The 21,872-nt window shown below is 62.3% G+C and carries 22 protein-coding genes; 5 read left to right on the top strand and 17 right to left on the bottom strand.

Features of this window, described 5'->3' with window-relative positions; all coding sequences use genetic code 11:
• Positions 1–61: 61 nt before the first annotated feature.
• The 4 genes from JWV26_RS11200 (at position 62) to JWV26_RS11185 (ending at position 2,947) form a co-directional block, all read left to right on the top strand.
• Positions 62–229, top strand: a complete 168-nt coding sequence (locus JWV26_RS11200; protein ID WP_003242223.1) for a rubredoxin — start codon at positions 62–64, stop codon at positions 227–229.
• 190 nt (positions 230–419) lie between these two features.
• Positions 420–1,295, top strand: coding sequence for a lateral flagellin LafA (lafA, locus tag JWV26_RS11195; protein WP_072423641.1), 876 nt, complete (start codon positions 420–422; stop codon positions 1,293–1,295).
• A gap of 351 nt (positions 1,296–1,646) precedes the next feature.
• Positions 1,647–2,483 carry a winged helix-turn-helix domain-containing protein gene (locus JWV26_RS11190; RefSeq protein ID WP_206419067.1) on the top strand — a complete coding sequence of 279 codons (837 nt, stop codon included), beginning with the start codon at positions 1,647–1,649 and terminating at the stop codon, positions 2,481–2,483.
• Entirely contained in the window at positions 2,480–2,947 is a 468-nt protein-coding gene (locus tag JWV26_RS11185) for a hypothetical protein (RefSeq protein WP_074915373.1), read from the top strand. The genes JWV26_RS11190 and JWV26_RS11185 overlap by 4 nt, the downstream gene beginning before the upstream one ends.
• 18 nt (positions 2,948–2,965) lie before the next feature.
• Here the strand turns inward: JWV26_RS11185 and JWV26_RS11180 are convergent, their stop codons facing one another.
• The 17 genes from JWV26_RS11180 to JWV26_RS11100 form a co-directional block, all read right to left on the bottom strand.
• Positions 2,966–3,907 carry a flagellar motor protein MotB gene (locus tag JWV26_RS11180; RefSeq protein WP_072423644.1) on the bottom strand — a complete coding sequence of 314 codons (942 nt, stop codon included), beginning with the start codon at positions 3,905–3,907 and terminating at the stop codon, positions 2,966–2,968.
• A complete protein-coding gene (gene motA / locus JWV26_RS11175; RefSeq protein WP_021487573.1) occupies positions 3,904–4,776 on the bottom strand; it encodes a flagellar motor stator protein MotA in 873 nt (290 codons plus the stop codon). Before motA ends, JWV26_RS11180 begins: the two co-directional genes overlap by 4 nt.
• Position 4,777: 1 nt before the next feature.
• Positions 4,778–5,512, bottom strand: a complete 735-nt coding sequence (locus JWV26_RS11170) for a FliA/WhiG family RNA polymerase sigma factor (protein ID WP_206419066.1) — start codon at positions 5,510–5,512, stop codon at positions 4,778–4,780.
• A 10-nt stretch (positions 5,513–5,522) separates the two neighbouring features.
• On the bottom strand, positions 5,523–5,999 hold the full coding sequence (locus tag JWV26_RS11165) for a flagellar basal body-associated FliL family protein (RefSeq protein WP_072423645.1): 477 nt from the start codon (positions 5,997–5,999) through the stop codon (positions 5,523–5,525).
• 27 nt (positions 6,000–6,026) lie between these two features.
• Positions 6,027–7,103 carry a flagellar hook-length control protein FliK gene (locus JWV26_RS11160; RefSeq protein ID WP_206419065.1) on the bottom strand — a complete coding sequence of 359 codons (1,077 nt, stop codon included), beginning with the start codon at positions 7,101–7,103 and terminating at the stop codon, positions 6,027–6,029.
• 3 nt (positions 7,104–7,106) lie between these two features.
• Positions 7,107–7,424, bottom strand: a complete 318-nt coding sequence (locus tag JWV26_RS11155) for a hypothetical protein (RefSeq protein ID WP_072423647.1) — start codon at positions 7,422–7,424, stop codon at positions 7,107–7,109.
• A complete protein-coding gene (fliS, locus tag JWV26_RS11150) occupies positions 7,408–7,806 on the bottom strand; it encodes a flagellar export chaperone FliS (RefSeq protein ID WP_017676447.1) in 399 nt (132 codons plus the stop codon). The genes JWV26_RS11155 and fliS overlap by 17 nt, the downstream gene beginning before the upstream one ends.
• Complete coding sequence (fliD, locus tag JWV26_RS11145) at positions 7,806–9,101, bottom strand: flagellar filament capping protein FliD (protein WP_072423648.1); 1,296 nt, start codon at positions 9,099–9,101, stop codon at positions 7,806–7,808. The genes fliS and fliD overlap by 1 nt, the downstream gene beginning before the upstream one ends.
• Positions 9,102–9,451: 350 nt before the next feature.
• Positions 9,452–10,348: a peptidoglycan DD-metalloendopeptidase family protein gene (locus tag JWV26_RS11140; protein WP_206419064.1), complete on the bottom strand. Its 897-nt coding sequence runs from the start codon at positions 10,346–10,348 to the stop codon at positions 9,452–9,454.
• Between the two features lie 289 nt (positions 10,349–10,637).
• Positions 10,638–11,546: a response regulator gene (locus JWV26_RS11135; protein WP_074915380.1), complete on the bottom strand. Its 909-nt coding sequence runs from the start codon at positions 11,544–11,546 to the stop codon at positions 10,638–10,640.
• Positions 11,547–11,681: 135 nt separating this feature from the next.
• Complete coding sequence (gene phoU / locus JWV26_RS11130; protein WP_072423651.1) at positions 11,682–12,410, bottom strand: phosphate signaling complex protein PhoU; 729 nt, start codon at positions 12,408–12,410, stop codon at positions 11,682–11,684.
• 162 nt (positions 12,411–12,572) lie between these two features.
• Positions 12,573–13,406 (bottom strand): phosphate ABC transporter ATP-binding protein PstB, encoded by an 834-nt coding sequence (gene pstB / locus JWV26_RS11125; protein WP_074915381.1) that lies wholly within the window; start codon positions 13,404–13,406, stop codon positions 12,573–12,575.
• A gap of 66 nt (positions 13,407–13,472) precedes the next feature.
• On the bottom strand, positions 13,473–15,143 hold the full coding sequence (gene pstA / locus JWV26_RS11120; protein ID WP_072423653.1) for a phosphate ABC transporter permease PstA: 1,671 nt from the start codon (positions 15,141–15,143) through the stop codon (positions 13,473–13,475).
• Between the two features lie 165 nt (positions 15,144–15,308).
• Complete coding sequence (locus tag JWV26_RS11115; RefSeq protein WP_206419063.1) at positions 15,309–17,594, bottom strand: ABC transporter permease subunit; 2,286 nt, start codon at positions 17,592–17,594, stop codon at positions 15,309–15,311.
• 179 nt (positions 17,595–17,773) lie between these two features.
• Complete coding sequence (locus JWV26_RS11110; RefSeq protein ID WP_074915384.1) at positions 17,774–18,742, bottom strand: PstS family phosphate ABC transporter substrate-binding protein; 969 nt, start codon at positions 18,740–18,742, stop codon at positions 17,774–17,776.
• Between the two features lie 231 nt (positions 18,743–18,973).
• Positions 18,974–19,408 (bottom strand): ferritin-like domain-containing protein, encoded by a 435-nt coding sequence (locus JWV26_RS11105; RefSeq protein WP_074915386.1) that lies wholly within the window; start codon positions 19,406–19,408, stop codon positions 18,974–18,976.
• Between the two features lie 67 nt (positions 19,409–19,475).
• Positions 19,476–20,306 (bottom strand): BON domain-containing protein, encoded by an 831-nt coding sequence (locus JWV26_RS11100; protein WP_206419062.1) that lies wholly within the window; start codon positions 20,304–20,306, stop codon positions 19,476–19,478.
• 210 nt (positions 20,307–20,516) lie between these two features.
• Between JWV26_RS11100 and algB the strand changes: the two genes are divergently transcribed.
• Positions 20,517–21,869: a sigma-54-dependent response regulator transcription factor AlgB gene (gene algB / locus JWV26_RS11095; protein ID WP_206419061.1), complete on the top strand. Its 1,353-nt coding sequence runs from the start codon at positions 20,517–20,519 to the stop codon at positions 21,867–21,869.
• Positions 21,870–21,872 lie beyond the last annotated feature (3 nt).

Genomic DNA, 21,872 nt, shown 5'->3' with positions numbered 1-21,872 from the left:
GCGTCAGTGCAATTGCGGTAGCTTGCGTCGCGCAACACCGTGAGATTGGCCTGAGGTTTATATGAAAAAGTGGCAATGCGTGGTCTGTGGACTGATTTACGACGAGAGCCAGGGCTGGCCGGATGACGGCATCGCTCCCGGCACCCGCTGGGAAGACGTGCCAGAAGACTGGCTATGCCCTGACTGCGGCGTCGGCAAGATGGATTTCGAAATGATCGAAATCGGCTGATCACGCCTGGTTTTCAAAAAAACGGCGACCCAAGGGTCGCCGCTTTTCATTTCACACCCGCATGCCAGAGCGACTCCTGAGCCAGGATCGAAAAAATCTTCAGCGCCATTTAATCAGCGTCAGAAGCCGGTCGCCCTTCACTTACAGCAGGCAATCACAGCCAGCTTCACTCAACTGAAGGAATATCATCATGGCTCTGTCGATTCATACCAACTACTCCTCGCTGATCACCCAGACCAACCTGGGCAAGACCAACAACGCCCTGGGCACCAACCAGCAGCGTCTGGGCACTGGCTTCCGCATCAACTCCGCTGCCGACGACGCCGCCGGCCTGCAGATCGCTACCCGTCTGAACGCCCAGTCCCGCGGTATGGATGTGGCCATGCGCAACACCAGCGACGCCGTATCGCTGCTGCAGACCGCCGAAGGCGCCTTCAGCGAAATGACCGATATCGTTCAGCGCATGAAAGACCTCGCCACCCAGTCCTCCAACGGCACCAACGCCCAGGCCGACCGTGACGCCCTGCAAGCCGAATACGACGAGCTGGGTAAAGAGCTGGCCAACATCATGACCAACACCAGCTACGCTGGCGACGCCCTGTTCGGTCTTGACGGTACTACCGGCAAGTTCGGTGCCGCCGTGACCTTCCAGATCGGCGCCACCACTGCCGAAACCCTGGAGCTGGACGCTTCGACCCAGTCCGCTGCCCTGGGTACTGCCCTGGACGGCCTGTCCAGCAACTACACCACCCCAGGCACTGCCGGCACCGAAATCGCCGACGCCGCTGGCGCCAACGCCATGATCGATACCATCAATACCGCTCTGGACGACATTGGTGCCATGCGCGCCGCCTTCGGTGCCAACATCAACCGCTTGAACCACACCGCCAACAACCTGGCCAACATGAAGGACAACACCGACATGGCCAAGGGTCGCATCATGGACGCCGACTTCGCCAAGGAAAGCGCCAACATGAGCAAGAACTCCATGCTGATGCAGTCGGGCATTTCCATGCTCAAGCAAGCCGGCCAGATGCCGGGCATGGTCATGTCCCTGCTGGGCTGATCCCGCGTCATCCAGGCGCAAAGGATTGCGCCGATCCCTCCCAACGCCCCGCATCCGCGGGGCGTTTCTTATGGCCTGCGGCCACTGCTGCATCCCGCCTCATCAGCCAAATTGATCAACTGTCATCAAGCTCAGGCATGATCAATACGGCTTCGGCGAATCTCGGCGATATCGTCGACTTCGCCCACAGACTGGCTAGTATTGAGTGAGTGCCCCCAGCGAACGGCAACCTGCTTCCAGCAACAAGCAGCTGGCACAAGACTTGCCAGTGCATTTCCCTGGCGCCAGAATGCCGACCGTCTGTCGCCGGGAAATTTCCCGCATGGAATTGCCGCTCGCCTCAAGGACCGCATGAACACCAGCCCCGAAACGCCGCTAGCCGAGCCGGAAAGCAACATTGCGTGCCTGATCATCAGGACCGGACGCAGCGATTGTTACGCGCATTTCTACCCGGCGCTGTATCAGCTGACCCTGGTAAAGAGCGGCATCGAAGAGAAGATCGATCTGGGCTACTCCGGCAGCCGCCTGCTCGAGCGTTTGCTGCGTGAGCCTGGTGAAGTGGTTTCGCGCGAGGAACTGATGAGCCACGCCTGGGCCGACCGGGTTGTCGGCCAGGGCAGCCTCAACCAGCAGATCTACACCCTGCGCCAGGTACTGGGCGACGAGAAGAGCCGCGAGATCATCCAGACCCTGCCGCGCCGCGGCTATCTGCTGAACCCCAACTATCTGGTTTATCCACCGAGCATCGACGATATCGGCGCAGTCAGCGAAGCACGCGATACGCCGACGCCACAGCCAGCCTTTCTACGCCGCCACAGTCGTCAGCGGACATCCTGGCTGCTTCTGCTGAGCCTGTTCAGCATCATCGGTATCGCCTTGTTCACGGCGCTGTACACCATCAGCCAGCCCAAGGACCTGCACAGTAGCGAAATGAATCTGGGCTCACTGCAGGTGCGCTACATCGATCAAGACCCACAAAGGCTGCAGCAGCTGATTCTGCAGACGCACGGCCTGACCAGCCGGCTTACGGTACTGGCCAGCAAACCGGCCAATCTGGTACTGAGCCTGCGCGGAGGTTTCTATGAACTGCTGTGCTTGCAGGCCAACGGTGGTGCACGCTCGCTGATGTTGCACGAAAGCCAGCTGAATCAGGTGGCCGATGCCCAACTGAGCAGGTGCCTGCCATGAGCCAGGGCAAACAGTGCGGCATCAGCGGCGGCTGGTTGCTGACCATGCTCGCCACGGCCTTGGCGATGCTGCTGAGTATGCTCGTGCTGTGGCTGAACTTCATTTCCAGCGCCGAGCTCGACGGTCGTTACCAGTCCACCGGTCAGGTTCATCTGAGCAACGGCCAGGTGTTGGAAATCAGCCACAGCCTGCAGGTCAACAACAGTCGTTTCTACGCCATGACCCGCCAGGGCGACAGCATCCTGGAGACGTCGGGGGTGGTGGAGTACGGCTTCCTCGGCAACTACCGGCTGCGCGTCGAAGACGGTCAGGTCACCGGGCTGGCCAGCGAAATCGACGACGAACTGGTGTTCAACCTGCTCTACGGCCGACACAAGGGGTCGACCATTCGCCTGACCAGCCTCGATGGCTGTCTCTATGCGCTGGAGACTCGGCAGATCTACTGCCCGGCGCGCAATCTGTAGAGCGAAGCGGGTCACGACTCAGGACTCCGGCGCGCTGAGCTGCGCACCCTCGGTACGGTACTCCACGCGCACCTGGGCCTCGCCGAACAACTCGCGATACAGGCCTTCGGCCTGACTGGTCAGCAACAGCAGCTCGATACGCCGGTTGGCGCCGTTCTCCGGATCACTGGGCAACAAGGGCATGCCATCCGCCTGAGCAGCGACCTGCAGCACGTTGCCACTCGGCAGGCCAGCCTCGACCAGCACGTTGCGGGCACGCAGCGCGCGGTCGCCGGAGAGGTTCCAGTTGTTGTAACCACCGACCACGCCGCGATAGGGCATGGAGTCGGTGTGGCCGCTGATGATCAGATGGTTTTCCACCCGCGCCAGAATCCCGGCCAGACGCTGCAGCAGCTTTTCGAAGTGCGGATTCAGGTGGGAACTGCCGCGGTTGAACATGAAGCGCTGGGCATCGTCCTTGACCAGGATACGCAAGCCCTGGGGCACCACCTGCACTTCGATATTGGCCTCGGCATCCAGTTGTAGCGCCAGCGTCTCCATCAGCTTGGCCAGATCCTGCATCTGCTGCGACTCGGCATAGTGTGGCCGGCGAGCCGGCCCCGGCTGGCCATCGCCCTGTTCCGCGCCCGGATCTTCCTCGGGTGTGCGGGCCTGATTTTCCCGGTCCTGACGCGGGCTGACCTGCACCGGAACACCATCGAGATCCAGCGGCGTGGTGCTGGTGCCGTCGAAGATGCCGGCACCGCCATCGACCAATGGGTTGTTCAGCTGGTCGGCATTGGCGCGGCTGGCGTCCTGAGTCTGCGGCTGGATGATCCACAGCACCATGAACAGCGCCATCATGGCCATGGTGAAGTCGGCGAAGGCTACCTTCCAGGCACCGCCATGCCCGTCGTGGCCACCCTTCTTGCTACGACGTTTGATGATGATTTCATGGCCTTCACCGGCACGCGGTTTCATGCCGCGTCCCTTTCATCTTCGTAACGGTTGACCCAGATTTCCAGCTGCTTGAACGCCGGTTTGACGTCCTGCTCGATCAGCTTGCGCCCGGCGTCAACCGCCAGCAACGTGGGCTTGCCGGCAACGTGGGCGACCAGGGTGGTGCGCACGCACTCGAGCGCCGACATCTCGGTCTTGATGCACTGGCCCATGGCGCTGGACAGCGGGTCCATCACGCAATAGCACATGAAGATGCCGAGGAAGGTGCCCACCAGCGCCGCCGCCACGTGCGCGCCGATCTCGGCCACCGAACCACCGATGTTGCCCATGGTGATGACGATGCCGAGGATCGCCGCGAGGATGCCGAAGCCCGGCATGGCCTCGCCGATCTTGTGCAGCGAGCGCGACGGTTGCATCAGCACATGCTCCATCGCCTCCAGCTCCTGCTCGAGAAAGCCTTCGAGTTCGTGGGCGCTGATCTTGCCCATGGCCATCAGGCGGAAGTTGTCGGCGATGAAGGCCATCAGGTTCTTCTCCTGACGGATCAGCGGGTACTTGGCGAACAGCTCGCTCTGCTCGGGCTCCTCGATATGCGCGTCGAGCACCTTGAGACCGCCGACATCGACCATCTCCAGCAACTCATAGAGCAGCATCAACAACTGGCGCTGGAATTCTTCACCGCGCTTCTTGTAGACGAACACGCCCTTGATCTGATGCAGCATCTCGATCAGCACGTCCTTGGGGTTGGCCACCACCAGAGCACCAAAACCCGCCCCGACGATGATGATCACCTCGGCCGGCTGCCAGAGCATGGCCAGCTCGCCATGGGCCATGACGTAGCCACCGAGCACGCAGGCGACGATGATCAATGCACCTAATAACTTCTGCACCCTAGCCTCTCTCGTTCAGGTAGCGACTGGCCTTGGCGATCGCCTGCTTGCTCAACTGGCAGACGCGCGCGTCGCTCAGCTCCAGCACCAGGGCGATTTCCTTGAGGCTCAGCTCATGTTGGTAGTAAAGGGTCAGCACCAGTCGTTCGCGCTCGCTGAGCTGGCTCAGTGCCTGAGTCAGCAGGCGCTCCTTGAGCACGCGGTCCTCGACCGCACTGCTGCCACAGGCGAAGCTCTCGTGGCCGTTCTGCAGCAGCTCATCGAGGCTTTCGATGGCCTCGCAGGCATCGGCCTGGAGAAACTCCTGATAGTCCTTGGCGCTGATCCCGGTCGCCTGGAGGATCTCTTCTTCCTGCGGTACACGACCCAGTTGCCGCGCCAACTGGCGAATGGCGTCGCGAATCCTGTGGGTCTGCTGGCGCACCTGGCGCGGCCGCCAGTCCTGGCGGCGCAGTTCATCTAGAATCGCACCACGGATGCGCAGCGCGGCGAAGCGACCGAACTGCTCGTCCGGCGTGCCATAGCGGCGCAGGCATTCGAGCAAGCCCATCAGACCGATCTGCTCCATGTCTTCGCGGTCGAGCACCTGGTTGGCCTGCAACGCCAGCTGACTGACGATGCGCTTGACCAGCGGCAGGTACTGCAACAGCCACTTCTGCTCGGCCCCCGGGGCGAACAGCGCAGCCCCGCCCTGTTCGGCGGCGTAGCGATAGTCAATGGCGCAGTTGGCGTTCATGGCAAGGTACCTACTGGACGATCAGTTTGCTGACCAGCACATTGGCGAACGGCATCGCTAGCTTCTTGCTGGCGAAGTCATCGAACAGCGCGCTTTCCAGCGTGCCCTGCAGCTCTGGAATGGGCATGCCGCGCAACTTCTCGAAGGTCATCGCAGACAGGTGGGCGACCACCGAATTGCGCACCATCGGGTCGATCTGCTCGAGCTTCTTCGGATCGGTTTCGAGGTCGGCCTGCAGCACCAGGTCGAGCACGAAGTAGTGCTCGCGGTGTTCGCCCTTGAGGCTGACGATGACCTTCTCGATGGGGAAGAAGCGGTATTCGCTGTTGGCTTCCTCCGCTTCGCTGCCGGCATTGCCAGCAGAAATGCCGAGCACGGCCTGGCCGGTCTGCATGGACTTGAGCGTGGCGTAATTGAAGATGGTGCCGCCAACCACCACCAGGGTGTTGAAGATAACCAGCAGCAGGAGGACGCGCGGCATTGTCATGACTACTCTCGATTCACAAACGGGAAATTAAACGGTGACCAGCACGTCGCTGGTCGATTGCGCGCCATTGCGCTCGCCACCGGCGGGTAGCGCGACGGCAGCGGCCACCTCATCCTCGGCGAGCCAGCGCTGGGCCTGCGCCTGTTGCTGCTGTCGACCGCCCTGAGCATCGGCGGAGACCTGCACGTTGACCTGCACGAAGTTCTGCCCGACCAGCTCCTGACGCAGGCGCTCGCTGGTCTGCTGCAACAGGCGGGCGACATCGGCGTTGGCGGCCGAGAGCTGCACGCTGAGGCGGCCGGACTCATGGCTGAGGAAAATTTCCAGGCTGCCCAACTCCGGCGGATCGAGGCGGATGGTGGCGTTCTGTATGCGCTGGTTGATCTGCAGCTCCACATGCTCGCGCAGGCTGGCCAGCATCTGCTCGCCCCACTGCGTCTGTGGTGCATGCAGCTTGAGCGGACGCTCGGCAGTCAGCGGCGTTGCAGTCGCGGCGGAGGATGTTGCGCTGCCGGGAATGGTTTTATCTGCGTCCGTGCTGATGCTCGGCAGGCGTTCGAGCTCGTTCGTCTCGATGACCTCGGTCGCCATTGCCGGCGCCGCAGTCTGTATCGCGATCTCGGCTGCCATCTGCGGCATGGGCGCCGCTACCTGGGGTGACAACGATTGCTGGCTGAGCACTGGAGCACTGGCGCTGTGCGACGGCTGAGCTGGCATTGGCTCACGCGGCTGCGCCTGGCCGAGGAGCTCGGCAGGCAACGCGGCAGCCTGCTCGATCTGTTCCGAGCCGTCCTGATGCAGCGGTTCATGCAGCGCCTGCTCCTCGGGTGCTTCACGCGCCTCGATACGCACGGCCTGCTGATCCAGCACACTGGCCAGCCACTGCTCGGCATCGGCTTCGCTGAGGGTGACCTTCACGGCAGCAGCCTCTTCACTCAGCGGTGCCCCTGGCTCAGCGGCGATGAAGCCCTGCACGGCCATCTGCAGATCGAACGGCGCAGTCTCACCGCCAGCGCCGCGAGCCTGGGAAAAGCCGGCCGGCAGGGTTTGCCCGGCGGAGTCCGTCAGGTTCACCTGAGCATTGGCATTGATCAGTTGCAGCACCTTTTATCTCCCACCTTGATACAGATCGACGCGCATGTAAGCGCTGCGCCCTTCGGCGTATTCCAGGTGCGTCAGCAATAGCCGACGCACCCGCTCACACTCTTCGGCGCAGGCGATGCGCGCCTGTCCGTGCAACTGCTGCAGATTCCGCTTGGCCTCGCGCACTTCGTCGCTCAGCGTCGGTAGCCCGGCCAGCAGCTGCAGGCACGAGCGGATCAGCGCATCGATCTCGCCGATGCGCGTCCAGTCGCCCTGCTCCAGCGCCTCGGCCAGCTGGCCATGCAGGTGCTGCAGGGCGCGCAGTTCACTTGCGCGTTGCATTCACGCCTTCCCAGCCTTCGCGCAGCACACCGAGCAGGCCGACCACTTCGTCCAACCCCTCCAGCGACAGGCTCACGCTGACATCGGAGAGGCGATAGATGCAGTAGTCGTAGAGCCGCGCCAGACCCTGCACCAATTCCCCGCCATTCTCGTAATCAAGGGCACCATTGAGACCGCCGAGGATGTTCAGGCATTTCTCCAGGGACTGGCCCTTCTGCTGGTAACGCTTGGCCTCGATATGACCACGGGCACGCGCCAGCTCGTCGAGCAGGCCGTCGAACAGCACCAGCACCAGCTCGTAGGGCGAGGCCGCAGCAGCGCGCGCCTCGAGGTCCACGGTGCGATAGCTGTCGTAACTTTCGTTGAGGTTGTAGGCACTCATCAGAACATTCCGTAGGTCTGCTCCATCGCCGCCATGGTCTGCATGAGACCGGTGTACTGACGGAGATAGCGGCTGTAGTAGGAGTCGTACTGCTTCTGGATGTTGTCGAACTGCTGATCGACACGGCGCAGTTGGGTGTTGAGGGTGTCCTTGCGATTGGTCAGCAGGCCGCCGGCGCTGCTGGTGTAGACCGCCAGGTTCTTGTCCAGGGTGTCGAGCAGGTTGCCCTTGTCGGTAAACAGCTTCTCGAAGCCTTCCGGGTTGGCTGCCACGGCCTTCTCGAAGCGGGCGTTGTCGATGGTCAGCTTGCCATTGCGGTCGGCGACGATGCCGAACTCGGTGAGGCTCACACCGCCGAACGAGGTACGCACCAACTGGTTGAGCATGGTCTCGATGGCGCGCACGCTGGCATCGCCAGCCAGAGGCCCGCGACCGCCACTCTCGCTACCGCTGGAGGTGAGCGAATCGAAACTGGTCATCAGCGCATTGAAGGCGCTGACGAAGGTTTGCGCCTTCTCCTTGGTGGCTTTCTGGTCCTGGCCGACTTCCATGGTCAGCGGCGCGTCACCGCTCTTGTGCGCCTTGTTGAAGGTCAGGCTGACGCCGTCGATGATGTTGTCGAAGGTGTTGCTGGTGCTGGTCAGTTCGATACCGGTCTCGCCACCCAGGCGCACGATGGCGTCCTTGGCCACGGACAGCTCCTGCCTGCTGGCCACCGCACCCTCAACCGCGGCATTGCCACTGGCGCTCAGGCTGATGGCCTGGTCGGCGCCGGTTTTCTCGCTGGTCAGCACCAGGTTGACCTGGCCATTGCTGCGTACCAGGGTCGCCTTGACGCCATTGTTGTCGCTCGCGCCGTTGATCGCTGCGGCCAGCTCATCGAGCGTGGCGACGGCGCCGAGGTCGACATTGAACGCGTCACCGCCCTGGCCGATGGTCAGGCTGCCACTGCCGAGGTCGCCGTCCTGCAGCCCTTGCAGGGCAACCTGGCTCTTGCTGGCCAACTGCTGAACGAAAAAGTCGTAACTGCCGGCCACGGCCTTGGAGCCCACTGTAGCGCTGGCATAACCTTCCTGGCTGAAGCTCGCACTGTTGACCAACATGCTGCTGCCGGCCAGCTTGAGGCCGCTGGCGGCAGTCTTGAAAGCCTTCAGTGCGGTATCCAGGCTGGTCAGGGCACTAAGCTGCGCCTTGTATGCGGCCTGGTTGCGGTTGGCCTTGGCCAACTGGCCCTGAATTTCATATTGGGCCAGTTGGGTCGCCATGCTTTGAACGTAATCTGAATCGATAGCCATAGTCGGACACCCGTTTTCCTGTGAGATAGCAATAGCGGTGCCAACAGCTGAAACCCTTGATTTAGAGGGCTCCAGGCATTCCGCCAGGTGAAAGATCCTTTCCGCTTGCACACTGCTGAACGACGAGCGGAAGGCCAACTTCCGCCTGCGTCGCGCTGGTGGCAGACGTACCGATTACAAAGGCGACAGCACAGGAGGGTGACTTAAGGAAAACGCCGCGGGGAGCGGGCAAACCACAGCATCAGCCGTGACGCGGTGCGCGCAACAGGAGAAGCGCCAGGAATGCGCGGGCGCGCAAAAACGCTGGGACAATATCCGGGGAAAGAACGTAGCCGGCAGGCCTTGCCGAGCTATTCGCCGCCGACGGCGAAGTTCGGCAGGCTGTTGACCGGCTGACGGAAGTTGAAGGGAATGGACTCGACGGCCAGACCGACGTTGCGCTGCACCACGAAATGCAGGTGCGGGCCGGTGCTGTTGCCGGTGTTGCCGGAGCGCGCCAACAGGCTGCCGGTTTCCACCCGCTGGCCTTCACGCACGCTGACCGAGCCCTTCATCAGGTGCAGGTAGACGCCCATGGTGCCGTCGTCATGCAGGATGCGCACGAAGTTGCCGGCCGGGTTGTTGCCGCGGCCACTCTGCTGGTTCTCGGTCTTGACCACCACACCACCGCGCGCGGCGACGATGGGCGTGCCCTCGGGCATGGCGATGTCCACCGCATAGCGGCCCTTGGGCGTGAAATGGCTGTAGGTGCCGTTGGCGCCCTGGGTCTGACGGAACGGACCGCCACGCCAGGGCAGCGGATAACGGTGGATGCTCGGCTGCAGACGCGGATCACCGAGGGCGTAGCGCAACCTGGGTTTGTAGCGCAGCGGCTTGGAGGCGTCCTGCGCGGTGAGGGTGGCCAGGCGGATATTGCTGCGCGGTGGCAGTACCCAGCGAATCGGCTTGTCCGGCGCGCCGATGGCGTTCTGTACCTGTTCCAGCCGCAGTTCGATTTCCACCGGGGCATACAGGTCATTGCGAATCAGCAGGGTCTCGCCGGCTTCGTGCTTCTTGGTTTCCAGCTTCACCTGGTTGTCCAGACGCTCGACCATGCGGTCGTTGAACACGAACACCTGCGCGCCAGGCGCGGCCTGATCGCTATAGGTCACCACGCCGTTCTTGTCGACGTACTTGTAGATGGTCAGCGCAACGGCCTGGCCGCAAAAGACCAGCAGACTGCAGAGAATAATCAGACGCCCTAGCATAACGACTCGGATCTTATGGCTTTTTGATATCCGGGTTAGCAAGACTAGCAGCGCAGCACGGAGCGCGCGAGACACCGACCGTCAGGCTGTGAACCGGCTCACCGCCATTGGTCGGCATAGCGCCCTGGATTGCCCCGGGCTACGGGTTGGCAAGCCCAGCAGCGTGTCGGCGAGGAAGATAACGGCGTAAGCCGAGGCGATACGTAGCAGAAGATGGTGCAGGGACAGCGCCGGGCGACCCGCGCCACCCAGAGCCACCGAGCAGATACGGATGAGCGCTGTCGTGGCACTACGCGCCGGGGCTGAAATGCTTCTGCGCGGTGCCACGGGCAATCAGCCGCGACAGGTAGTCGAGCTTCTGTGGATCGCGGTCGACGAAGCGAAAGGTCAGTTGCAGCCATTCGCTGTCGGATTTGGGTTCGAATGCCGCCACCGCGTGCAGGTAGCCATTGAGCCGCGCGGTTTCCGCTGCTTCGCCCTGTTCCAGGTCGAGCACTGCACTCTCCAGCACCTGCGGCAGCTGCTCGGTGCGCTTGACCACCAGCAGTGCCTCCTTGAGGCTCAGCGCCTTGATCACGCAGGCCATGCTGCCCGCCGGTAAACGCAGCTGACCCTGGCCACGACCGGCCGGCGACTTGCTTGCGGCGGCCGGGGCAGGTGCGATGCTCGGTGCCGCAGGGGCGGCAGCTGCCGGCGTTGGTGCACTGGTCTTTACCACCTCGGCCTTGCCGCCGGTAAGTGCGGCCAGCGAGTCGTTGGCGAGGCCACCCGTGCTCAGCATCTTCGACGGCGCGCTGGACATCAGCGCCTGCAGCTTGCCAGCGCGTTGCAGGGCCTTTTTGACCTTGGTCACCAGCTGTTCGTTGGAGAAGGGTTTGCCGATGTAGTCGGAAACACCGGCCTGGATCGCCTGCACCACGTTCTCCTTGTCACCGCGGCTGGTCACCATGATGAAGGGCGTGGTTTTCAGGTTGTCCTGCTCGCGGCACCAGGTCAGCAGCTCGAGGCCGGACATCTCCGGCATTTCCCAGTCACAGAGGATCAGGTCGACCACCTGACGACTCAACATCTGCTGGGCCTTGCGGCCATTGATCGCTTCCTCGATCTGTACGCCGGGGAAATTATCGCGCAGCCCTTTCTTGACCAGATCACGGATAAAGGTCGCGTCATCCACCACCAGCACACTGACTTTGCTCATCGGCCACTCCTGTACGAATGGCAGTAAGCATAGTCATGGCCAGTGGCCTAAGGCCAACGGAAAACGCCGGACGTGCAACAAATCGCGCAAACGAAACGGCCCGGGAAGTCCCGGGCCGTCAGCACGAAGCAGGCGTCAGTCGTTGGACTTGCCCTCGACTTCTTCACGCATGCGGGTCAGGCCGATATGGCGCACATCGGTGCCACGCACCAGGTAAATCACCAGTTCGGCGATGTTGCGCGCATGATCGCCGATGCGCTCCAGCGAGCGCAGCGCCCAGATCACATTGAGCACACGGGAGATCGAACGCGGATCTTCCATCATGTAGGTGACCAGCTCACGCAGTGCGGTCTTGTACTCGCGGTCGACGGTCTTGTCGTACTGCGCCACCGACAGGGCCAGGTCGGCATCGAAACGGGCGAAGGCGTCCAGCGCCTCCTGCACCATCTTGCGCACCTGATCGCCGATGTGACGCACCTCGACGTAGCCACGCGGCGACTCACCCTCCTCACACAGCTGGATGGCACGCTTGGCGATCTTGGTCGACTCGTCACCGATGCGCTCGAGGTCGATCACCGACTTGGAGATGCTGATGATCAGGCGCAGGTCGGAGGCCGCCGGCTGGCGACGGGCGAGAATGCGCACGCATTCCTCGTCGATGTTGCGCTCCATCTGGTTGATCTGGTCATCGATCTCGCGCACCTGCTGGGCCAGACCGGAGTCGGCCTCGATCAGCGCGGTGACGGCGTCGTTGACCTGCTTTTCCACCAGGCCGCCCATGGCCAGCAGGTGGCTGCGCACTTCTTCCAGTTCGGCGTTGAATTGCTGGGAGATGTGCTGAGTAAGGTTGTCTTTGTTGATCATGTTTCGCTCCGCGAAAGCTGCCGGCTTGGATGGCCATGGTGCGAACGGCGCACCCTACACGTTGAGTTTCAGCACTAAGGCCCTTGGAAAATGCTCTCTGGCGCGAAGGGCGCACGCTGACAGTACGGCGCCCGACAAAGCCAGGGAGTATTTGCCATGGCCTTAGCCGTAACGACCGGTGATGTAGTCTTCAGTCTGCTTCTTGGCCGGGTTGGTGAACAGGGTATCGGTGTCGCCGAACTCGATCAGCTTGCCCATGTACATGAACGCGGTGTAGTCGGAGACGCGCGCCGCCTGCTGCATGTTGTGGGTGACGATGACGATGGTGTACTTGCTCTTGAGCTCGTAGATCAGCTCTTCGACCTTCAGCGTGGAGATCGGGTCCAGCGCCGAGCAGGGTTCGTCGAGCAGCAGCACTTCCGGCTGCACGGCCACGGTGCGGGCGATGACCAGACGCTGTTGCTGACCGCCGGACAGACCGAGGGCCGAGTCGTGCAGACGGTCCTTGACCTCATCCCACAGCGCGGCGCTCTTCAGTGCCCATTCCACCGCCTCGTCGAGTACGCGCTTGCTGTTGATGCCCTGGATACGCAGGCCATACACCACGTTCTCGTAGATGCTCTTGGGGAAGGGGTTGGGCTTCTGGAACACCATGCCGACGCGACGACGCAGCTCGGCCACATCCTCGCCCTTGCGGTAGATGTTACGCCCGTCGATGTTGATCTCGCCTTCCACACGGCAACCGTCGACCAGGTCGTTCATGCGGTTGAAAGTGCGCAGCAGGGTCGACTTGCCGCAGCCGGACGGGCCGATGAAGGCGGTCACGCGCTGCTTGGGGATCTCCATCTTGACGTCGAACAGCGCCTGCTTCTGGCCGTAGTACAGGTTCAGACCCGGCACTTCGATGGCCGTGGTCTCGTTGGCCAGGTTGAGGCTCTGCTTGTCGCGGCCGAGGGCGGCCAGATCGATACCGTGGGTATGGGTTTCGTGTTGCATAAACTCACTCCGTTCGTAGCTACAAGCTGCAAGCTGCGCACCGGCGGTGCGCGACTCGTAGCTGCGTTAGTGATCCAGCGCCTTGTACTTCTCGCGCAGGTGGTTACGGATATAGACCGCGGTCAGGTTGAGCAGGGCGATAACGATCACCAGCAGCAGCGCAGTGGCATAAACCAGCGGGCGTGCGGCCTCGACGTTGGGGCTCTGGAAGCCGACGTCGTAGATATGGAAGCCCAGGTGCATGATCTTCTGATCCAGGTGCAGGTAAGGGTAGTTACCGTTGAGCGGCAGGGTCGGCGCCAGTTTCACCACACCCACCAGCATCAGCGGCGCCACCTCACCGGCGGCACGTGCCACGGCGAGAATCAGGCCGGTCATCATCGCCGGGCTGGCCATCGGGATGACCACCTTCCACAGCGTCTCGGCCTTGGTCGCGCCAAGCGCCAGCGAACCTTCACGCACTGCACGCGGAATACGCGCCAGGCCTTCCTCGGTGGCAACGATGACCACCGGCAGGGTGAGGATCGCCAGGGTCAGCGAGGCCCACATCAGGCCCGGCGTGCCGAAGGTCGGCGCCGGGGCGGACTCGGGGAAGAACAGCTGGTCGATCGAACCACCCAGCACGTAGACGAAGAAGCCCAGGCCGAACACGCCGTAGACGATCGAAGGTACGCCGGCCAGGTTGTTCACCGCGATGCGGATCACCCGGGTCAGTGCGCCCTGATGCGCGTATTCACGCAGATAGACCGCGGCGATCACGCCGAACGGGGTAACGATCACCGCCATCAGCATGACCATCAGCACGGTGCCGAAGATCGCCGGGAAGATACCGCCTTCGGTGTTGGCCTCACGCGGCTCGTCGCTGACGAACTCCCACAGTTTCATGGCATAGAAACCGAGCTTGTCGACCGTGCCCATGGCGTTCGGGCGGTAGGCGCGGACGATCTTGCCCAGTTCGATTTCGGTCTGACGTCCATCGCTGGCGGTCAGGGTCACGCTGTCGCGGTTGATCTGCTGGGTCAGCGCCACCATGCGCTCTTCGAGCACCTTGTACTCGCCATTCAACGCATCGCGGCGGGCATCCATGCTGGCCTGGGCAGCGGCGTCCAGCTTGTCCTGCAGCTGCAGCTTGCGGCCTTCCAGCCGGATGCGCTCCAGGCCATGGTTGATACGGCCGATGTCCTTCTTCTCCAGACGCACAAGCTGTGCGTGCAAATCGTCAACGCGATCCAGGCGCTCCTGCAATGCAGCCCAGGCCGCATCACCCTCGGCGACCACCTGGCCGCTTTCCTTGACGTTGACCAGGTTGCCGTAGAAGTTGCCCCACTCGCGGCGCTCCAGCACGGTGATGCCGGCCGGCTTGCGCGGGTTGCTCAACCACTCGCCAACCACCCAGGTGAAGTCGGCACCGAACAGCTCGCGGTTACCCACCTTGAGCAACTCGCGGGTCATGAACTCACCGCCTTCTTCGGCCACCGGCAGGCCAGCTGCGGCGAGACGTGCGCGTGGCACTTCCTCGACCTGCACCACCTCACCCAGCATCACCCGGGCTTCCTGGCCAGGCACCTGGTAGTCGGCTTCGAGAATATCTGCCGGCCAGAAGTGGCCGAGGCCGCGAGAGGCAATCACTGCCAGCAGACCGAGGGTCATGATGATGGCGATGGCAACGGCGCCTCCGCTCATCCACACGCCCGGGGCGCCGCTCTTGTACCAGGATTTCAGGTTGTTCTGTTTCACGGCATCACACCTTGAATGAAATCATTCTTTACCTCCCCTCTCCCGCTTGCGGGAGAGGGGCCGGGGGAGAGGGCTCGTGATTTCACACAACCTTCTCCCGCCCTGCGGGCACCCTCTCCCATGAATGGGAGAGGGTCATCAGTTGGCCTGCTGCGCAGGCACTTTTTACAGACTCGAATACTTGGTACGCAGGCGCTGACGAATCAGCTCGGCCAGGGTGTTCATCACGAAGGTGAACATCAGCAGCACCAGCGCCGCCAGGAACAGCACACGGTAGTGAGTGCCGCCGACTTCCGACTCGGGCATCTCCACCGCGACGTTGGCCGCCAGGGTGCGCATGCCTTCGAAGATATTGATGTCCATGATCGGCGTGTTGCCGGTGGCCATCAGCACGATCATGGTCTCGCCCACCGCGCGGCCCATGCCGATCATCAGCGCCGAGAAAATGCCCGGGCTGGCGGTGAGAATCACCACGCGGGTCAGGGTCTGCCAGGGCGTGGCACCGAGCGCCAGGGAACCGAAGGTAAGGCTCTTCGGCACACTGAACACGGCGTCTTCGGCAATCGAGTAGATGTTCGGAATCACCGCGAAGCCCATCGCCAGGCCCACCACCAGGGCGTTGCGCTGGTCGAAGGGAATGCCCAGGTCGTTGGACAGCCACAGGCGCATGTTGCCGTCGAACAGCCAGTTTTCCAGATGCCCGCTGATCGAGATGGAGAACCAACCCACCGCGACCACCACCGGGATCAGCAGTGCCGCTTCCCAGCCTTCGGGAACACGGTGGCGGATGGACTCAGGCAGCTTGGTCCAGAGGAAACCGAACAGCAGGATGCCCACCGGTGTCAGCAACAGGAGGCTGAAGATGCCGGGTAAGTGGTTCTCCAGAAACGGCGCGAGGAACAGGCCGGCGAAGAAACCGAGGATCACCGTCGGCAACGCTTCCATCAGTTCGATCACCGGCTTGACCTTGGTGCGCATGCGCGGCGCCATGAAGTAGGCGGTGTAGATCGCTGCAGCCACGGCCAGCGGCGCGGCCAGGAGCATGGCGTAGAACGCCGCCTTGAGGGTACCGAAGGCCAGCGGCGACAGGCTCAGCTTGGACTCGAAGTCGGTATTGGCCGAAGTGGACTGCCAGACGTAGTCAGGCTCAGGGTAGCTTTCGTACCAGACCTTGCCCCACAGCGAGCTCCAGGAAATTTCCGGGTGTGGGTTATCCACCACGAAGCGCTGCAGCTTGCCTTCCGACTCGACCAGCACACGACTGGCACGCGGCGACAGGGCGGCGATGGCGCTGCCTTCGGCGACCTGCTCCTTGAGCAGGGTACGGTGCGCGGTGCTGTGGAAAATGCCCAGGCGACCGTCGGCATCCAGGGCCATGAAGCCTTTGCGGCGCTCTTCGGGAAGAATCTGGGTGATTGCGCTGTCGCCGAGCTGGAAGCTGCGGATCGACTGGAAGGTGGACTTGCCATCCTGGTCGCGCACCATGAACCACTGCTGGATACCACCCTTGGCATCGCCGATCATGATCGAGATGCCGCCGAGCAGGCTGGTGGCGCTGGTCACGCGGTTGGAACCACCCTTGAGCAGTTCGTAGCGGCCGTTGAGGCTACGCTTGCGCAGATCGAAAACATCGGCGCTGGAATCGCCGTTGAACACGTAAAGCCACATCTGCCGCGGGTCGAGAATCAGTTGACTGATCGGCTCGCCGATCTGCGGCAGGTTGATGCGCTCCTCGCTGACGCTCACCTCGCCAGTGAACAGGTTCTCCTCGCGAGCGAGGCTGATCAGGTGCAGATCGTTGCCCGTGGAGCCAGCCAGCATCAGCGTGCCGCTGTTGAGATTGACGGCGATGTGCTCGAGCGGACGCCCCTGCGGATCGACCTCGATCGGCGCTTCGCCGTAGGGGTATTCGATCTGCGGTGCGATGGCCCGTACGTTATCCGGGTAGGTGATCTTGTAACTGTGCTGAATGATCAGCGCCTGGCCGTTGGACAGGCCCAGTACCACGCGGCGCGTACCCGGCTGGTCCTGGCCGACGGAGGCGACACTGACACCTTGCGGCAGTGGCAATTGCAGACGCTGCAGGGCTTCGCCACTCTTGAGTTCGAAGAACTGCACGGTGCCGGAAGTATCCAGTCGCATGGCGACCTGGTTCTGCTCTTCCACGGCGAGAAGCAATGGCGCCTGGGCCTCGGCCAGCCAGGCCGGTTGCTGAGCCTTGCGCGACTCGAGCTCGGCGCCCTGGAACATGGGCAGCACGACATGGGCGAGGTAGAAGAAGATCAGGGTGATGGCACCGAGCACCGCCAGACCACCGACGGAGACGTACCAACGCGCCATGCGGTCCTTCAGCGCGCGCAGGCGGCGCTTGCGTTGCAGGGCGGGCGTATTGAAGTCGATCCCCAGAGGGTTCTGCGAACGGTTCATGGATTCGTTTGCCAAGTCATTCATGCGAGAAGTCTCTGCGCGGGCTTGATTGCAGCGCATACGGCTGCCCAGGCTTGTCAATTTAGCGGGCTTGTATGACAGAAAGATTACAGTCTACTGACATGACGAAGCCCGCCACCCATGGGGTGGCGGGTTCATCGAATGGCCTCGCTAGCTAGAGCCAGGCCATCAGGCTGGAAGCCTTACAGGCCCAGGTCCTTCATCGCTTTCTCGGCGACCTTGGACGGCAGCGGGATGTAACCATCCTTCATCACGACCTCCTGGCCCTGCTTGGACAGCACCAGCTTGATGAACTCGGCATCCAGCGGGCTCAGCGGCTGGTTCGGCGCCTTGTTGACGTAGACGTAGAAGAAGCGAGCCAGCGGGAACTTGCCAGACAGAGCATTCTCTTCCGAAGCTTCGAAGGCTTCACCGCCCTTCTTCGACAGCGGCACGGCGCGGACACTGGAGGTCTTGTAGCCGATACCCGAGTAACCGATGGCGTTCAGGGTGCTGGAGATCGACTGGACAACCGAAGCCGAACCCGGCTGCTCGTTGACGTTGGATTTGAAGTCGCCTTTGCACAGGGCTTCTTCCTTGAAGTAGCCGTAGGTGCCGGATACCGAGTTACGACCGAACAGCTGCAGCGGCTTGCCAGCCCACTCGCCGGTCAGACCGAGGTCACCCCAGGTCTTGATGTCCTTGTCGCCACCGCACAGGCGGGTGCTGGAGAAGATCGCATCGACCTGCTCGATCGACAGCGACTTGATCGGGTTGTCCTTGTGTACGAACACGGCCAGGGCGTCGATGGCAACCGGAACGGCGGTCGGCTTGTAGCCGTACTTCTCTTCGAAGGCCTGGATTTCGCTGTCCTTCATCGGACGGCTCATCGGGCCCATGTTGGCGGTGCCTTCGGTCAGCGCGGGTGGCGCAGTGGAGGAACCAGCGGCCTGGATCTGGATGTTGACGTTGGGGTAGTTCTTCTTGAACTCTTCTGCCCACAGGGTCATCAGGTTGGCCAGCGAGTCGGAACCGACGCTGGACAGGTTGCCCGACACACCGGAAGTCTTTTCGTAGTTCGGCAGAGCCGGGTCGACGGCGGCTACAGCAGATACGGCGCTTACGCCAGCGGCGGCGAAAGTCAGGGCCGCCATCAAACGCTTCAGTTTCATGCCTTGCTCCTAGCAGGATAGTGTTGGATGGAACGGGCCCAAGTATCTGCAGGCCACGTGACCACTCTATGAAACGAATGTGACAGTTAAATGAACGTCGACGAGTTTCGGTTGCAGCAGCGAAAAGACGCTTCGGGTGTGGGGAAAATGTGGGTGATACCGGACTGGCCAGCCCCAATAAAAAGCCCCCGCACGCAGTGCGTGCAGGGGCTCGTAACAGCGCCGCAGTGATTACTGCATGTTCTGCTTCAGCGCCCGCATGCGGTCGTGGCAGGCCCGCACCTTGGGCATCTCCACGGCGAGCAGCACACGGACATCATTGTCCGCACTTTCCAGCGCATCCTCGAAGGCATGCAGAATGCGGTCTTCCGCTTCCTCCAGCTGCGAGACGTAGGTGGCGTCTTCATCCTTGGCCAGGGTCGCGCGGGTGTCGGCGTAGAACTGGCGCAGTTTGCCCAGCATGGTGCCGCCGGATGCTGGGGCACTCTGGTTGGCCGCGACCTTGACGCTCAAGGCGTCGATCACTTCGGTCTTGGCGCGCACCATGTCGCGGAACAGCGCCTGCAAGCGGATATCCTTGACCTCTTCGTGGGCATGCTCATAGAAGCGCTTGCCGTCACGGGTGATTTCGATCAGTTCATTGAGTTGTGCGGTCTTGCTGCTCATGGATTCACTCCTTGGCGATGGGACTTGCGGGTTGATGGCCATTCCAGTGGCCGGGATTGTTTGAATTTCAGCTGCTGATGCGCAGGGCGTCGGCGTCGACACCACGCACACCGCGAATGTTGCGGGCGATCTCGACCGCCAGGCGCTTCTCGGCACTGCTCAGCACGCTGCCGCGCAGGCTGACCAAACCGTCGTCAGTGTTCACCGCAATGTTCATGGCATCCAGGTTGCGGCTGTAGAGGAAGCTGGCCTTGACCTTGCTGGTGATCCAGCTGTCACTGATGTCCTCGCGTGCTTCGTCGAGTGTGGTTTGCACTTCGCTGCTACTGCTGTCGGCAGTGCTGATGCTGAGGTGGTTGAACACCTCGCGCACGCCATCGGTATTGGCTGCCAGCTGGCCTGCCAACTCCTTGGCCGCTGGCGTCTGGGCATGGCCACTGAGGGTGATGTTGCCGGTTTCGCTCTTGACTTGAATGTTCAGGCCGCGGGTGTTGCTGTTCCACAGCAACTTGGACTTCACCGTGGCGGCGAGGCTGGCGTCCTCCAGACGCTGCACCATGCTCGGCGCGTCGCCCTCGACTGCGTCACTGCTGACCTCGATGCGATTGTCCACCGACTCGATGCCATCTATGCTCAGCGCCACCTGCTCGGCCAGCTCTTTCTGAACGTCATTCTCGACCTTGCCGTTGAGAGTGGCCGCACCATCCTCAACGTCGATATCGAGCTTGAAAGGGTTGAGGTGCCGGTTGAGCGCGAAGGCTGTCCAGATCGAACCTTCCTGGCGGGCCGCATCCAGCTGTGCTGATAGCTGACCTTCGGCAGCGTGGCTGGCCACAGGCATCAGGCCGATCATCAGCGCGGTGCCGGCGGCCAGTAACAAAGGTTTGAACGGGGGCATGAGTTCACTCCTGTTCGTGAGACGATACAGGCAATATCGCAAGCCCCGTGCCAGCCAGAAGAAATCAAAATCCCCTTTTAAAACAAATATTTACCACCAATAAAGGCACCTTGCTTGCATGCAGGGTGCAGTATCGGCACAGTCGAGCCGTGCAACTTGCATGGTTTTTACCTGACTAAGCTGCATTGACCCGTCAGATGGAGCACATACATGGCAGTTGCAGAGCAAACCAGTGGACGCATTCTGCTAGTGGACGACGAAGCGGCAATCCTGCGTACCTTCCGTTACTGCCTTGAAGACGAAGGCTATGACGTCGCCGGCGCCAGCAGTGCGACCCAAGCCGAGGCGCTGCTGCAGCGACAGGTGTTCGACCTTTGCTTTCTTGACCTGCGCCTGGGCGAGGACAACGGACTGGACCTGTTGGCGCAGATGCGCATCCAGGCACCCTGGATGCGCGTGGTGATCGTCACCGCCCACTCGGCCGTGGACACCGCGGTCGATGCCATCCAGGCCGGCGCCGCCGATTATCTGGTCAAACCCTGCACCCCCGATCAACTGCGCCTGGCCGCCGCCAAGCAACTGGAAGTGCGTACGTTGGCCGCACGCCTGGAGGCTCTGGAAGGTGAGGTACGCAAGGCCAAGGACGGCCTCGACTCGCATAGCCCGGCGATGATGGCGATTCTGGAAACCGCACGGCAGGTCGCTGCTACCGACGCCAACATCCTCATCCTCGGCGAATCCGGTACCGGCAAGGGCGAGCTATCGCGCGCCATCCACGGCTGGAGCCGCCGTGCCAAGCGCACCTGCGTGACCATCAACTGCCCATCGCTGACGGCCGAGCTGATGGAAAGCGAGCTGTTCGGTCACGCCCGCGGCTCCTTCACCGGTGCCAGCGAAAGCACCCAGGGCCGCGTCAGCCAGGCCGACGGCGGCACCCTGTTCCTCGACGAGATCGGCGACTTCCCGCTGGCCCTGCAACCCAAGCTGCTGCGCTTCATTCAGGACAAGGAGTACGAGCGCGTCGGCGATCCGGTGACCCGGCGTGCCGATGTGCGCATCGTCGCCGCCACCAACCTGGACCTCGACGAAATGGTACGCGAGGGCCGCTTCCGTGAAGACCTGCTGTACCGCCTCAACGTCATCACCCTCAAGCTGCCGCCGTTGCGCGAACGTCACGAAGACGTGATGGGCCTGGCCGAGCGCTTTCTCGCCCGCTTCGTCAGCGACTACGGGCGCCCGGCGTGCGGTTTCAGCCCCGAGGCTGCCGCCGCCCTGCAGGCTTATCACTGGCCAGGCAATATCCGCGAGCTGCGCAACGTCGTCGAGCGCGCCAGCATCATCTGCCAGAGCGACGTGGTGGAGGTTAGCCATCTCGGCCTGGGCGGCACCGGCGAAGCGCCGAACAATGCCGTGCGTGTCGGCGCAGCGATGAGCCTTGAGGAGCTGGAAAAGGCGCATATTGCCGCCGTGCTGGCCAGCAGCAACACCCTGGACATGGCGGCCAAGACGCTGGGTATCGATACCTCGACCCTCTATCGCAAACGCAAGCAGTACAACCTCTGACCA

The organism is Ectopseudomonas toyotomiensis (assembly GCF_017167985.1).
GTDB lineage: Bacteria > Pseudomonadota > Gammaproteobacteria > Pseudomonadales > Pseudomonadaceae > Aquipseudomonas > Aquipseudomonas toyotomiensis.
This window is presented reverse-complemented; position numbering and strand designations above follow the sequence as displayed.